Here is a 12,411-nt window from a genome sequence, read left to right on the forward strand (position 1 = left end):
CGCTGTCCTCCATACGTTGTAATTGAAGTAGCTAAATCGGTGTTTTTGCTAATAGAATGAGACTAACGCTTTAACATGTATTAATCATTTTTATCTAGTACAAAGAGACTTTCAACTGAGGTATTAAAATGCTTTGCTATTTTTAGAGCAATTATTACCGAAGGGGTAAATCGTGCCGTTTCTACTGTACTAATAGTCTTACGTGAAACCGCAATTAGATCAGCCAAGTCTTGTTGAGAAAGGCCTGCTTCTTTGCGGTATTTTGCAATTTTATTTTGCACTTTTGCTCCTAATCTTTGCTTTGCCAAAGAATTGATACGCCGTATATTAAACTCATTACAGCAAGGTAAAATGTAGCCATCATGCTGTGAGATACTTCTAAAGCAAGAGTATCGGAGAGTAAGTACACGCCACCCATACTAAAAAGTAAGCCAAGCACGACATGTTTATAGGCAATAGTGTCGATGGTATTTAAATACTCATCTTTATATGTAAGGTGGTATTTCATTCTCCATGTAAACCCGCCTCTGATCACAAACATAAAGAATGAACCTAAAAAAGCAGCAGTTCCTAAAAACAATAGTGGGGCTGATGTTTGATTAAGCATTGGGTAAACACTAATGATTAATAAAGTGACCCCCATGAATAATGAAAACCATGCATTTTGGCCCATAAATTTTTCTTCACTTTTAATATCGTAATTAGACATAGCTCATTTCCTTTTAAAATTTTTACAATATGTAACCTGTAGGTATCAATGCAACCTTAAGGTTTCATTGGGTCAATATTTATTTGTAACCTAAAGGTATCAAAATGTTTCAGGGGCGATTCAGGATGGGAATGTAATATCTAATAAAAAGCTTTTTTATCAGAACGACAATGATTTTAAGGCTAACACTCGCTATGATAAGAACATTATTTGCACGTTTGAAAGGACGATCATGAAAACCTTACTTAAAATTGTAGGTGTAATACTTTTACTATGTATAGCACTAATTGTTGCCGCACCGTTTTTAATCCCTACTGATACTATTTTTAACAAAGTTTCAGAACAGGTAGAACAAACAACTGGGCGCACTCTTACTATTAAAGGTGATAAAACACTTAGCGTATTCCCTGCATTAAAGTTAGAACTTAACGACGTGCATTTTGCAAATATGGAATCAGGTTCGCGCGCCGATATGGCGAGTATGAAACAGCTTGCTGTACACATACCTTGGTTTTCATTATTTGGTGGTGAGTTTAAATTAGATAAGTTTGTTATAAACGAACCAAATATCCTATTAGAAACCGACAAAAATGGTAAAGCCAATTGGCAGTTGTTTGATGCAGTTGCAGAGCAACCAAAAGAGCAGAGTCAATCAGGTGAAGCGATAAAGCTTCCAGATAACTTTGATATTGAGTTAGGTGAGGTTGCTATTTATGGCGGCACATTTACTTATCTAGATGGTCAAACAGGTGCCAAACAACAAATTAGCGATTTAGAACTCGCTATTTTACTTCCTTCACTTCGTAAAACATTAGAAGTAAAAGGGGGTATTACTTATATGAAAGAGCGTTTTGATCTTGATATAAAATTAGATACTCCTGCTAAAGCAATTGAAGGTGCTACTTTTAATGTTAAACAAACCTTAGATTCTCGTTTAGTTGATTTAACGTTCGAAGGGAGCATAGCTAAGCAAGGCCAAGATATTAAAGGTCAGTTAGCACTAAGCGGTGAGTCTGTTAAAAGTATTGCGAAATGGCAAGGTGTAGAGCTAGACGCTAAAGACAATGCATTTAACGGATTTAGTGTAAACGGTAAAATGCACCTACTAGGTGAGAAATTTAATCTAGAAGATTTAGTTGCGACGTTAGACGCATTAGAAATAAAAGGTAAGAGCGAGCTTAACCTAGGTAAGCGTTTAGCAGTAAATGCTGATATTGATTTAGGTATGCTTGACTTAAACCCGTATCTACCTGAAGCAGTGGCCAAACAAGAAGAGCCAGAAGAGCAAGAAGATAAACCTGCAGAGCCAATAGTATGGGATGACACTAAAATTGATTTAAGTGCATTAAATTCACTAGATGCAAATGTAGTGATTCGTTCAAGTGGATTAAAAGCCAATGATATTAAATTAGGCGCAAATCAATTTACTGTTGCTTTAAAAAATAGCGTTGCAAAACTAAGCCTAGATAGCTTTTCTGCTTATGAAGGGTCAGGTAAAGGCGTTATCAATGTAAACGCACAGCAAGTACCTTATAAAATATCAACTAACTTTGACTTAGCTGGAATAGATGCACAGCCTTTATTAACGGATGCGGCAGGTTTTGACAAGCTAATGGGTAAGGGGTCTTTAAATTGGAACCTAAACACAACTGGCCAAAGTCAAAAGTCGTTTATTGGTGCGCTTAATGGAAAGCTTGGATTTGAGTTTGCTGATGGAGCTGTAAAAGGTGCAAATATAGCTGAGATGGTTCGTAAAGGTAAGGAACTCATTTCAGGTAACTTTGGTGCTGCATCTGAAGGGCTTGATACCGGATTTGAAGAATCTGAGCAAACAGATTTTTCAGCATTAACTGGAAGTTTTAACTTTACTAATGGCGTTGGCAGAAATACCGACCTATCACTTATCAGCCCACTTATTAGAATATCAGGTGAAGGCGACGTTGATTTACCGCAAACAACGGTCAACTATCGTTTGGTTACAGGTATAGTTGGATCTATCGAAGGTCAGGGAACTACCGATGACAGCACTGGCTTTAAAATACCACTACGTATAAAAGGGCCTTTCCACGATGTAGGTATAAAGCTAGATGTTGGTGATGCGCTCAAAGATGAAGCTAAGCAGAAGGTCGATGAGGCAAAAGAAAAAGCCAAAGACAAAGCAAAAGATAAAATTAAAGATAAATTAAAAGGTTTATTTGGTTAATTTATTACACTTTAAACAAACAAGGCACATTACAGGTGCCTTGTTTGTTTTGTAACCACCTGTAAAATAGCTACATAGCCGTAATTACTCAGCTTTAATTTCCCATCACTCCAAATTAATTAAAAAATAACCTATCGCTACCCCCTCAATGCTGGTACAATTGCCCGCCCTTAAGAGACAACTCGTTTGTTTTTGAGTGGGATTTAATCGAAATGTCTTGATTTTAAACAAATTTAAGACACGTTGTAATTACTACACCGGAGGTCATTAACATGATCCAAATGCAAACTCAGCTGGAAGTTGCTGATAACAGCGGCGCTCGCAAAGTGCAGTGTATAAAAGTCCTTGGTGGTTCTCACCGTCGCTACGCAGCGATTGGCGACATCATTAAAGTTTCTGTAAAAGAAGCTATTCCTCGCGGTAAAGTGAAGAAAGGTGATGTTAAAAACGCGGTAGTTGTGCGTACCAGAAAAGGTGTTCGCCGTCCAGATGGTTCTCTGATCCGTTTTGACAGCAACGCTGCTGTTATCTTAAATGATAACTTACAGCCAATTGGTACACGTATTTTCGGCCCTGTGACTCGCGAACTTCGTAATGATAAGTTCATGAAAATCGTTTCACTAGCCCCAGAAGTACTGTAAGGAGCCAATCATGGCAGCAAAAATACGTCGTGATGACGAAGTAATCGTACTAGCAGGTAAAGACAAAGGTAAGCGCGGAAAAGTGCTTTCAGTTGTTACTGAATCTGGTCGAATCTTTGTCGAAGGCATAAACTTGATCAAGAAACACCAAAAGCCGGTTCCACAATTGAACCAAGCTGGCGGCATTGTTGAGAAAGAAGCATCTATGGATGCATCAAACGTTGCGATCTTCAACTCGGAAACGAGTAAAGCTGATCGTGTAGGTTTCAAGATTGAAGATGGTAAGAAATTACGTATCTTTAAATCTACTGGTAAAACTATCTAATAGTTGGAGTAGAATGATGGCGAAACTGCATGAAGTATATAAAGACAAAGTAGTTGCTGAACTTCAAGAGAAGTTTGGTTTCAGCTCTGTCATGCAAGTCCCTCAGATCGAAAAGATCACATTGAATATGGGCGTGGGCGAAGCCCTAGCTGACAAGAAGATTTTAGATAACGCAGTAGCGGATCTAGCAGCAATCTCTGGTCAGAAACCTTTAATCACTAAAGCACGCAAATCTGTTGCTGGCTTTAAAGTGCGTGAAGGCTACCCGATTGGTTGTAAAGTAACCCTACGCGGCGAGCGTATGTGGGACTTTTTTGAGCGTTTGGTATCAATCGCTATCCCACGTATTCGTGACTTCCGTGGCGTAAGTGCAAAGTCTTTTGATGGACGTGGCAACTACAGCATGGGCGTACGTGAACAAATCATCTTCCCAGAAATCGATTACGATAAAGTAGACCGTGTACGCGGTATGGATATTACTATCACTACTTCTGCGAAATCTGATGAGGAAGGCCGTGCGTTGTTAGAAGCGTTTAACTTCCCATTTAAGAAATAAGGGTAGGGTTATGGCAAAGAATTCTATGAAAGCGCGCGAAGCAAAGCGCACAAAACTAGTTGCTCAGTACGCTGAAAAGCGCGCTGCACTAAAAGCTATCATCAGTGATGTTAACACATCTGAAGATGATCGTTGGGACGCGGTACTTAAGCTACAAGCTTTACCACGTGATTCTAGCCCTGCACGTCAACGTAATCGTTGTAACATTACGGGCCGCCCACATGGTTTCCTTCGCAAATTCGGCATGAGCCGTATTAAAGTTCGCGAAGCAGCTATGCGCGGTGAAATTCCTGGCCTTAAAAAGGCTAGCTGGTAATAGAATCATGGGAGTAAGACTATGAGCTTGCAAGATCCTATCGCGGATTTGTTCACACGAATTCGTAACGGTCAATCAGCGAAGAAAGTATCTGTAACGATGCCAACTTCAAAGCTGAAAGTAGCATTAGCTAAAGTACTAAAAGACGAAGGTTATATCGTAGATTTCGCTGTTAACGGCGAAACTAAACCTGAGCTTTCTATCGAGTTGAAGTACTTCGAAGGCAAAGCTGTAATTGAAAATATCCAGCGTGTAAGTCGCCCTGGTTTACGTATCTATAAGAAACGTGACCAATTACCTAAGGTAATGGGTGGTCTTGGTATCGCTATCGTATCAACTTCTAAAGGCCTAATGACAGACCGCGCAGCACGTAGTGCTGGTGTTGGTGGTGAAATCATTGGTTTTGTAGCTTAATCGGAGGGGAACTATGTCTCGCATAGCAAAGGCACCAATTACTGTTCCTGCCGGTGTAGAAGTTACATTAAAAGGCCAGGAAATCACAGTTAAAGGCAAAAACGGTGAACTTACTCGTACAATCAACAACGCTGTTGAAGTACAAGTAAATGACAACGTTATTACTACTTTACCTCGTGATGGCGTAGCTAATGCATGGGCTCAAGCAGGTACTGCTCGCGCTCTAATCAACAACATGGTTGTTGGTACGCATGAAGGTTACGAGAAGAAACTTCAGTTAGTAGGCGTGGGTTACCGTGCTGCAGCGAAGGGTAAAACATTAGATTTAACTCTTGGCTTCTCACACCCAGTTAATTTCGCAGTTCCTGAAGGAATTACGATTGAAACTCCAAGCCAAACAGAAGTTCTAGTTAAGGGCGTAGACAAGCAGTTAGTTGGTCAAACAGCTGCTAACATTCGTGCATACCGTAAACCTGAGCCTTATAAAGGTAAGGGTGTTCGTTATTCAGATGAGAATGTACGCCGTAAAGAGGCTAAGAAGAAGTAAGGTAAGACGATGGATAAAAAAACAGCTCGTCTACGTCGTGCTAAACGCACTCGTAGAAATTATATTGAACAAGGCACAACGCGTCTTGTTATCCACCGCACGCCACGTCACATATACGCTCAAGTTGTAAATGCTGAGGGTAATGTACTGGCTGCTGCTTCTACTGTTGAAAAGGCTATTAGCGAAACAGTTAAAGGCACCGGTAACGTTGAAGCTGCGCAAGCAGTTGGCAAAGCGGTTGCTGAACGTGCGGCTGACAAAGGCATCGAAAAGATTGCTTTTGATCGCAGTGGCTTTAAATATCACGGCCGTGTGAAGGCGCTAGCTGATGCTGCGCGTGAAGCCGGTTTGCAATTCTAGGAGTAGACTATGGCTAACGTAGAAGCAAAGCAACAACAGCCTGATCTAGCTGAAAAGCTAATCGCGGTGAACCGTGTGTCTAAAGTAGTTAAAGGTGGTCGTATCTTTAGCTTTACTGCACTAACTGTAGTTGGTGACGGCGCAGGTAAAGTAGGTTTTGGTTATGGTAAAGCACGTGAAGTTCCAGCTGCTATTCAAAAAGCAATGGAAAAAGCACGTCGCAACATGATCAATGTAGACCTAAATGGCAATACATTACAGCATCCTGTTAAGGGACGTCATGCTGGCTCACTAGTGTTCATGAAACCAGCCTCTGAAGGTACTGGTATCATCGCAGGTGGTGCTATGCGTGCAGTACTAGAAGTGACTGGTGTTCAGAACGTACTTTCTAAATGTTACGGTTCTACTAACCCAATCAACGTAGTACGTGCAACGATTTCGGCTCTTGAGAATATGAATTCTCCACAGTCAATCGCTGCAAAACGTGGCCTTCGCGTAGACGAAATACTGGGGTAACCATGGCAAATCAAACTGTAAAAGTAACACAAGTAAAAAGCTCTATCGGTCGTTTACCGAAACATAAAGCTACATTACGCGGTCTTGGTTTACGTCGTATCAACCACACTGTTGAGTTAGAAGACACAGCATGTGTACGTGGTATGATAAACAAGGTTTCTTACATGGTTAAGGTAGAGGGTTAATTCGATGCATTTGAATACACTTTCACCTGCTGCAGGTTCAAAAACTGCTCCAAAACGTGTTGGTCGTGGTATCGGTTCTGGTCTAGGTAAGACTGGTGGTCGTGGTCACAAAGGTCAAAAATCACGTTCTGGCGGCAAAGTACGCGTTGGTTTTGAAGGCGGTCAAATGCCTATGCAACGTCGTCTACCTAAATTTGGTTTTACTTCTCGCAAATCTTTAGTATCTGCAGAAATAAACCTTTTTGAAATCGCTAAAGTTGAAGGCGATGTGGTAGACCTAAGCGCGTTACAAGCAGCTGGTCTAGTTAAAAAGAACGTTCTTTTCGTTAAAGTTGTTAAATCTGGCGAAGTTTCACGCGCTGTTACCGTTAAAGGCCTTAAAGCCTCTAAAGGTGCTCGCGAAGCTATTGAAGCTGCCGGAGGCAAGGTAGAAGACTAAGGAAGTACTAATGGCTAAACCAGGTCAAGATACAAAAAGTGCACAAGGTGGACTTTCGGAATTGAAGCGCCGATTACTCTTCGTATTGGGTGCTATCATAATTTACCGTCTAGGTTCATTTGTGCCGATCCCTGGGATTGACGCCGCTGTACTTGCCGATTTCTTCGAGCAACAAAAGGGCACCATTGTTGAAATGTTCAACATGTTCAGTGGTGGTGCACTTGAGCGAGCTTCAGTGTTAGCACTGGGTATTATGCCGTATATCTCGGCTTCGATTATTACGCAACTATTAACGCATATGTATCCTCCGTTTATAGAGCTTAAGAAAGAAGGTGAGCAAGGGCGTAAAAAAATTAGCCAGTACACACGCTATGGCACGCTTGTGCTAGCTACTATTCAATCAATCGGTATTGCTACTAGCTTACCGGGCATGATGGAGGGGTTAGTTGTTAACCCTGGTATGGGTTTCTATTTCACCGCAGTGGTGAGTTTAGTTACTGGTACTATGTTCCTTATGTGGTTGGGTGAACAAATAACAGAGCGTGGTATCGGTAACGGTATCTCTGTTCTAATATTTGTTGGTATTGTAGCTAACTTGCCGTCTGCTATTGGTTCGACAGTCGAAATGGCGCGCCAAGGTGATTTGAATGTTTTTGTACTGTTGATGGTTGCGGTAATCGTATTCGCTGTTACTTATCTTGTAGTGTTTTTCGAACGTGGACAACGTCGTATTGTTGTTAACTACGCTAAACGCCAACAAGGTCGTCAAGTATTTGCTGCCCAAAGCACGCATTTACCACTAAAAGTAAATATGGCGGGTGTTATTCCACCAATCTTCGCTAGCAGTATAATTCTGTTCCCTGGTACAATTGCTAGCTGGTTCGGCCAAGGTGAAGGTCCAGTCGCTGATGTATTACAAGCTGTTGCTACTACGTTGACTCCAGGTCAACCGTTGTACTCGCTTGTTTTAGCTGCGGCTATTATCTTCTTCTGCTTTTTCTACACAGCGTTGGTTTTTAACCCACGTGAAACAGCAGATAACCTTAAGAAATCTGGCGCATTTATCCCAGGTATTCGTCCAGGTGAGCAGACATCTAAATACATTGATAAAGTGATGACACGCCTGACATTGGCAGGTGCTTTGTATATAACCTTTATCTGTCTGGTGCCTGAATTCATGACGATGGCGTGGCAAACGCCATTCTACTTCGGCGGTACATCAGTTTTGATTATCGTTGTAGTAATCATGGACTTTATGGCACAAGTACAGACTCACCTGATGTCTCATCAGTATGATTCTGTGCTGAAAAAAGCGAACCTTAAAGGCTACGGTCGATAAGGTCAGTTTACGGAGTTGAGCAATGAAAGTACGTGCTTCCGTTAAGAAAATATGCCGTAACTGTAAAGTTATTAAACGTGCTGGTGTAGTACGCGTAATTTGCAGTGAGCCTAAGCATAAGCAAAGGCAAGGCTAAGTAAACAGTCGTGCAGGCTGAGTTTTCTCGGCCTGTGTTTTTAGTAGTGATTTGGTCTTCGTTTGAGTATCCTTACGGGCTTTTCAAACTTTTGATTACCAAATTCGAATATAGGAGATGTGTTAGTGGCCCGTATTGCTGGCATTAACGTCCCTGATCATAAACATGCAGTTATTGGTTTAACAGCTATTTATGGCATAGGTAAGACTCGCTCTAAGGCTATCTTAGAAGCGACTGGTATCGCCGAAACCACAAAAATCGGTGAACTTTCAGACGAAATTCTTGACGTACTGCGTGATGCAGTTGGCAAGTACACTGTTGAAGGTGATCTTCGTCGTGAAGTTACTTTAAATATCAAGCGCCTAATGGACCTTGGTTGTTATCGTGGCCTACGTCACCGTCGCTCTTTACCACTACGTGGTCAAAGAACTAAGACTAACGCGCGCACCCGTAAGGGTCCTCGTAAGCCTATTAAGCGATAAGGGGATAGTATTATGGCTAAGACACCAATTCGTCGTAAAAAGGTTAAAAAACAAGTTGCTGATGGTATGGCTCATGTTCATGCGTCTTTCAACAACACTATTGTAACGATTACCGACCGTCAAGGTAATGCACTATCATGGGCTACTGCCGGTGGTTCAGGTTTCCGTGGTTCACGTAAATCTACACCATTTGCTGCTCAGGTTGCTGCAGAGCGTGCAGGTACTGCTGCTCAAGAATACGGTTTAAAAAATCTAGAAGTTTTCATTAAAGGTCCAGGTCCAGGTCGTGAGTCTGCTGTACGTGCTTTGAATGCTGCTGGTTACCGTATTACCAACATTACTGACGTGACGCCAATACCACATAATGGTTGTCGTCCACCGAAGAAACGTCGCGTTTAACAATAGGTTAGGAGAAATAACATGGCAAGATATTTGGGCCCTAAGCTCAAGCTGAGTCGTCGTGAAGGTACTGACCTGTTCCTTAAGAGCGGCGTAAGAGCTATCGACTCTAAGTGTAAACTTGAGACTGCACCTGGTCAGCACGGCGCTCGTAAAGGTCGCTTATCTGATTACGGTTTACAATTACGTGAAAAGCAAAAAGTACGTCGTATCTACGGTGTATTAGAAAAGCAATTCCGTAACTACTACAAAGAAGCTGCTCGCCTTAAAGGCAACACAGGTGAAAACTTGTTACAGCTTTTAGAGCAACGTTTAGACAATGTTGTATATCGCATGGGTTTTGCTAGCACACGTGCAGAAGCACGTCAGTTAGTAAGCCATAAAGCGATTTTAGTTAATGGTCGTGTTGTGAACATTCCTTCATACGTAATTACTCCAGAAGATACTGTTGTAATCCGTGAGAAGTCTAAGACGCAAGCACGTATCATCGCTGCTCTAGAGTTGGCTGAGCAACGTGAAAAGCCGACTTGGGTTGAAGTTGACGGTAAGAAATTGGAAGGCAGCTTTAAGCGTCTACCTGAGCGTTCAGACCTGTCTGCGGACATTAATGAACAACTAATCGTCGAACTTTACTCTAAGTAAAGTTAAGAGTTAAGAGAGGATAAAATGCAGGGTTCTGTTACAGAATTTCTAAAACCAAGGTTAGTCGACATCGACGCTATCAACCCAACGCGTTCTAAAATAGTTTTAGAACCATTAGAGCGTGGCTTTGGCCATACTCTGGGTAATGCTTTACGCCGTATATTACTTTCATCTATGCCTGGATGTGCAGTAACTGAAGTTGAAATCGACGGTGTATTACATGAGTACAGCGCGAAAGAAGGCGTTCAAGAAGACATCATTGAAATACTATTAAACCTTAAAGGTTTAGCAGTAACGTTAGAAGGCAAAGATGAAGTTTTTCTGACCCTGACTAAATCTGGTGTAGGCCCTGTTACTGCGGCTGATATTCAGCACGATGGCGATGTAACAATTGCTAATCCAGATCACGTTATTTGTAATTTAACTACAAATAACAGCGAGATCAGCATGCGTATTCGTGTTGAACGTGGTCGTGGTTATGTGCCGGCATCTAGTCGTTTATCCTCTGATGACGATGAGCGTCCAATTGGTAGATTGTTGCTTGATGCATCATTTAGCCCAGTTGAACGTATTGCGTACTCGGTTGAATCAGCTCGAGTTGAGCAACGTACAGATTTAGACAAGTTAATCATTGATATGGAAACAAACGGCACTTTAGATCCAGAAGAAGCGATCCGCCGTGCGTCTACTATCTTAGCTGAGCAATTAGATGCATTCGTAGATTTACGTGATGTAACTGAGCCAGAAGAGAAAGAAGAGAAGCCAGAATTCGATCCTATTCTACTTCGTCCAGTTGATGATCTTGAATTAACAGTACGCTCAGCAAATTGTTTGAAAGCCGAGCAAATTCAATATATCGGTGATTTAGTTCAGCGCACTGAAGTTGAGCTTCTTAAAACGCCTAATCTAGGTAAGAAGTCTCTAACTGAAATTAAAGACGTGCTAGCTTCACGTGGACTTTCTCTAGGTATGCGCCTAGAAAATTGGCCACCTGCAAGCTTAGCTGAATAATCTAAATCACTATATTAGTTTAGTTAGAAGGATAGGGTCATGCGCCATCGTAAGAGTGGTCGTCAATTAAACCGTAACAGTAGCCATCGTAAAGCGATGTTTAGCAATATGGCAGGTTCTTTGGTGAAACATGAAATCATCAAAACTACTTTGCCAAAAGCGAAAGAGTTACGTCGTGTAATTGAACCTTTAATCACACTGGCTAAGACTGACAGTGTAGCAAATCGCCGTTTAGCGTTTGCTCGCACGCGTGATAATGAAGTTGTTGGTAAATTATTCAGTGAAATCGGTCCACGTAACGCGGATCGTCCAGGTGGTTACACTCGTATTCTTAAGTGTGGCTTCCGTACTGGTGATAATGCACCAATGGCTTATATTGAACTAGTTGGTCGCCCAGCGACTAGCGAAGCAGTTCAAGAAGACGCACAGTCTGCAGAGTAAGTCTTAAAGAAACCTAAAAGCCGAGCTTATGCTCGGCTTTTTCTTGCCTAAAATTTGTCAAACTATATGAACCAGTAATTACCTTCTATTATGTGCATTGACTCATAGATTCTGAATCGATAGGTTGTTTTTACAGTTATTTTAATAGCTCTGCCTAGTTACCCTTTACTTACCATTGATCCAAAATAGCCTATCTGGTTTTAGTTAAATATCATTTTCACTTTATATAGTGATTTACAGTTATTAATAATAGCACTTCGAATTTAACTGCCATTAAGCAATCCCTAACGAAGTTTTTATTGATTAGAGCTGATCAGAAGATATATGGGGTCGTTCTCTTATCTATATACCGGTACTAAGAACCTCATAGTAAAGCTAACCATTGGGGCCTTAGTAAACTCACTTCTCAAATAAAAATATAGCCCAATGAATTTAAATCTCAGCTTTTGACTATTTCAAATGATTTTAGTAACACGACTCTTAACTTATTGGTTGGCTTTTTCAGCATTGATGATCCAAATATGTCTCTACTGATCACTAGTTACCATAACTTTGACTTTAAATAGCTCTATAAACCTCTCAATACAGGTGGTTTAGTTGTGTTTTTGAGCGTTTAGCTCAAATACTCAGCGAACAGCACATTATTTCAAGTTTTCTTCAAAAAAGGGTTGATCTGTTTTCGGATCTCCCTATAATGCGACCCCACTGAGACGGGAAACAGCAACGCATAGCGAGGCACGAACAACTCAG

General features: G+C 41.3%; 20 protein-coding genes. 18 read left to right on the plus strand and 2 right to left on the minus strand.

The annotated features are described in order from the left end of the window. Positions 1 to 80: 80 nt before the first annotated feature. Both H5159_RS14250 and H5159_RS14255 read right to left on the minus strand, forming a co-directional pair. Positions 81 to 281, minus strand: a complete 201-nt coding sequence (locus tag H5159_RS14250; RefSeq protein WP_002959505.1) for a helix-turn-helix transcriptional regulator — start codon at positions 279 to 281, stop codon at positions 81 to 83. 8 nt (positions 282 to 289) lie between these two features. Further along, positions 290 to 709, minus strand: a complete 420-nt coding sequence (locus H5159_RS14255; protein ID WP_002959502.1) for a hypothetical protein — start codon at positions 707 to 709, stop codon at positions 290 to 292. A gap of 232 nt (positions 710 to 941) precedes the next feature. Between H5159_RS14255 and H5159_RS14260 the strand changes: the two genes are divergently transcribed. The 18 genes from H5159_RS14260 (at position 942) to rplQ (ending at position 11,661) form a co-directional block, all read left to right on the plus strand. After that, a complete protein-coding gene (locus H5159_RS14260; protein ID WP_182716543.1) occupies positions 942 to 2,912 on the plus strand; it encodes an AsmA family protein in 1,971 nt (656 codons plus the stop codon). 272 nt (positions 2,913 to 3,184) lie between these two features. Beyond that, the gene (gene rplN / locus H5159_RS14265; protein WP_002959498.1) at positions 3,185 to 3,553 is read left to right on the plus strand and encodes a 50S ribosomal protein L14; all 369 of its coding nucleotides are present in this window, start codon (positions 3,185 to 3,187) and stop codon (positions 3,551 to 3,553) included. 10 nt (positions 3,554 to 3,563) lie between these two features. Continuing rightward, the gene (gene rplX, locus H5159_RS14270; RefSeq protein ID WP_002959496.1) at positions 3,564 to 3,878 is read left to right on the plus strand and encodes a 50S ribosomal protein L24; all 315 of its coding nucleotides are present in this window, start codon (positions 3,564 to 3,566) and stop codon (positions 3,876 to 3,878) included. Positions 3,879 to 3,894: 16 nt separating this feature from the next. After that, positions 3,895 to 4,434, plus strand: coding sequence for a 50S ribosomal protein L5 (rplE, locus tag H5159_RS14275; protein ID WP_010554915.1), 540 nt, complete (start codon positions 3,895 to 3,897; stop codon positions 4,432 to 4,434). A 10-nt stretch (positions 4,435 to 4,444) separates the two neighbouring features. After that, on the plus strand, positions 4,445 to 4,750 hold the full coding sequence (gene rpsN / locus H5159_RS14280; RefSeq protein ID WP_006794245.1) for a 30S ribosomal protein S14: 306 nt from the start codon (positions 4,445 to 4,447) through the stop codon (positions 4,748 to 4,750). A gap of 21 nt (positions 4,751 to 4,771) precedes the next feature. Further along, positions 4,772 to 5,164 carry a 30S ribosomal protein S8 gene (gene rpsH, locus H5159_RS14285; protein ID WP_002959491.1) on the plus strand — a complete coding sequence of 131 codons (393 nt, stop codon included), beginning with the start codon at positions 4,772 to 4,774 and terminating at the stop codon, positions 5,162 to 5,164. A gap of 13 nt (positions 5,165 to 5,177) precedes the next feature. After that, the gene (gene rplF, locus H5159_RS14290) at positions 5,178 to 5,711 is read left to right on the plus strand and encodes a 50S ribosomal protein L6 (protein WP_002959488.1); all 534 of its coding nucleotides are present in this window, start codon (positions 5,178 to 5,180) and stop codon (positions 5,709 to 5,711) included. A gap of 9 nt (positions 5,712 to 5,720) precedes the next feature. Further along, a complete protein-coding gene (rplR, locus tag H5159_RS14295) occupies positions 5,721 to 6,071 on the plus strand; it encodes a 50S ribosomal protein L18 (protein WP_002959486.1) in 351 nt (116 codons plus the stop codon). 9 nt (positions 6,072 to 6,080) lie between these two features. Then, positions 6,081 to 6,587, plus strand: coding sequence for a 30S ribosomal protein S5 (rpsE, locus tag H5159_RS14300; protein ID WP_002959485.1), 507 nt, complete (start codon positions 6,081 to 6,083; stop codon positions 6,585 to 6,587). A gap of 2 nt (positions 6,588 to 6,589) precedes the next feature. Beyond that, positions 6,590 to 6,772, plus strand: a complete 183-nt coding sequence (gene rpmD, locus H5159_RS14305) for a 50S ribosomal protein L30 (RefSeq protein WP_002959482.1) — start codon at positions 6,590 to 6,592, stop codon at positions 6,770 to 6,772. Positions 6,773 to 6,776: 4 nt separating this feature from the next. Beyond that, positions 6,777 to 7,211, plus strand: coding sequence for a 50S ribosomal protein L15 (gene rplO / locus H5159_RS14310; RefSeq protein ID WP_002959480.1), 435 nt, complete (start codon positions 6,777 to 6,779; stop codon positions 7,209 to 7,211). A gap of 10 nt (positions 7,212 to 7,221) precedes the next feature. Further along, positions 7,222 to 8,550, plus strand: a complete 1,329-nt coding sequence (gene secY, locus H5159_RS14315) for a preprotein translocase subunit SecY (protein WP_002959478.1) — start codon at positions 7,222 to 7,224, stop codon at positions 8,548 to 8,550. Positions 8,551 to 8,572: 22 nt separating this feature from the next. After that, positions 8,573 to 8,686: a 50S ribosomal protein L36 gene (rpmJ, locus tag H5159_RS14320; protein WP_002959476.1), complete on the plus strand. Its 114-nt coding sequence runs from the start codon at positions 8,573 to 8,575 to the stop codon at positions 8,684 to 8,686. A gap of 125 nt (positions 8,687 to 8,811) precedes the next feature. Further along, positions 8,812 to 9,168 carry a 30S ribosomal protein S13 gene (gene rpsM, locus H5159_RS14325; protein ID WP_002959473.1) on the plus strand — a complete coding sequence of 119 codons (357 nt, stop codon included), beginning with the start codon at positions 8,812 to 8,814 and terminating at the stop codon, positions 9,166 to 9,168. A 12-nt stretch (positions 9,169 to 9,180) separates the two neighbouring features. Beyond that, entirely contained in the window at positions 9,181 to 9,567 is a 387-nt protein-coding gene (gene rpsK / locus H5159_RS14330) for a 30S ribosomal protein S11 (RefSeq protein ID WP_002959471.1), read from the plus strand. Between the two features lie 21 nt (positions 9,568 to 9,588). Beyond that, positions 9,589 to 10,209, plus strand: coding sequence for a 30S ribosomal protein S4 (rpsD, locus tag H5159_RS14335; RefSeq protein ID WP_002959461.1), 621 nt, complete (start codon positions 9,589 to 9,591; stop codon positions 10,207 to 10,209). A gap of 24 nt (positions 10,210 to 10,233) precedes the next feature. Next, positions 10,234 to 11,220: a DNA-directed RNA polymerase subunit alpha gene (locus H5159_RS14340; protein ID WP_002959452.1), complete on the plus strand. Its 987-nt coding sequence runs from the start codon at positions 10,234 to 10,236 to the stop codon at positions 11,218 to 11,220. Between the two features lie 39 nt (positions 11,221 to 11,259). Further along, positions 11,260 to 11,661, plus strand: a complete 402-nt coding sequence (rplQ, locus tag H5159_RS14345; RefSeq protein WP_002959450.1) for a 50S ribosomal protein L17 — start codon at positions 11,260 to 11,262, stop codon at positions 11,659 to 11,661. Positions 11,662 to 12,411: the final 750 nt, after the last annotated feature.

Source organism: Pseudoalteromonas sp. SG43-1, assembly GCF_014164415.1.
In the GTDB taxonomy this organism is placed as follows: domain Bacteria; phylum Pseudomonadota; class Gammaproteobacteria; order Enterobacterales; family Alteromonadaceae; genus Pseudoalteromonas; species Pseudoalteromonas distincta.

Coding starts and splice junctions, on each gene's coding strand:
- H5159_RS14255 (WP_002959502.1), bottom strand. CDS start 709: ATGTCTAATTACGATATTAAAAGTGAAGAAAAATTTATGGGCCAAAAT.
- H5159_RS14260 (WP_182716543.1), top strand. CDS start 942: ATGAAAACCTTACTTAAAATTGTAGGTGTAATACTTTTACTATGTATA.
- rplN (WP_002959498.1), top strand. CDS start 3,185: ATGATCCAAATGCAAACTCAGCTGGAAGTTGCTGATAACAGCGGCGCT.
- rplX (WP_002959496.1), top strand. CDS start 3,564: ATGGCAGCAAAAATACGTCGTGATGACGAAGTAATCGTACTAGCAGGT.
- rplE (WP_010554915.1), top strand. CDS start 3,895: ATGGCGAAACTGCATGAAGTATATAAAGACAAAGTAGTTGCTGAACTT.
- rpsN (WP_006794245.1), top strand. CDS start 4,445: ATGGCAAAGAATTCTATGAAAGCGCGCGAAGCAAAGCGCACAAAACTA.
- rpsH (WP_002959491.1), top strand. CDS start 4,772: ATGAGCTTGCAAGATCCTATCGCGGATTTGTTCACACGAATTCGTAAC.
- rplF (WP_002959488.1), top strand. CDS start 5,178: ATGTCTCGCATAGCAAAGGCACCAATTACTGTTCCTGCCGGTGTAGAA.
- rplR (WP_002959486.1), top strand. CDS start 5,721: ATGGATAAAAAAACAGCTCGTCTACGTCGTGCTAAACGCACTCGTAGA.
- rpsE (WP_002959485.1), top strand. CDS start 6,081: ATGGCTAACGTAGAAGCAAAGCAACAACAGCCTGATCTAGCTGAAAAG.
- rpmD (WP_002959482.1), top strand. CDS start 6,590: ATGGCAAATCAAACTGTAAAAGTAACACAAGTAAAAAGCTCTATCGGT.
- rplO (WP_002959480.1), top strand. CDS start 6,777: ATGCATTTGAATACACTTTCACCTGCTGCAGGTTCAAAAACTGCTCCA.
- secY (WP_002959478.1), top strand. CDS start 7,222: ATGGCTAAACCAGGTCAAGATACAAAAAGTGCACAAGGTGGACTTTCG.
- rpmJ (WP_002959476.1), top strand. CDS start 8,573: ATGAAAGTACGTGCTTCCGTTAAGAAAATATGCCGTAACTGTAAAGTT.
- rpsK (WP_002959471.1), top strand. CDS start 9,181: ATGGCTAAGACACCAATTCGTCGTAAAAAGGTTAAAAAACAAGTTGCT.
- rpsD (WP_002959461.1), top strand. CDS start 9,589: ATGGCAAGATATTTGGGCCCTAAGCTCAAGCTGAGTCGTCGTGAAGGT.
- H5159_RS14340 (WP_002959452.1), top strand. CDS start 10,234: ATGCAGGGTTCTGTTACAGAATTTCTAAAACCAAGGTTAGTCGACATC.
- rplQ (WP_002959450.1), top strand. CDS start 11,260: ATGCGCCATCGTAAGAGTGGTCGTCAATTAAACCGTAACAGTAGCCAT.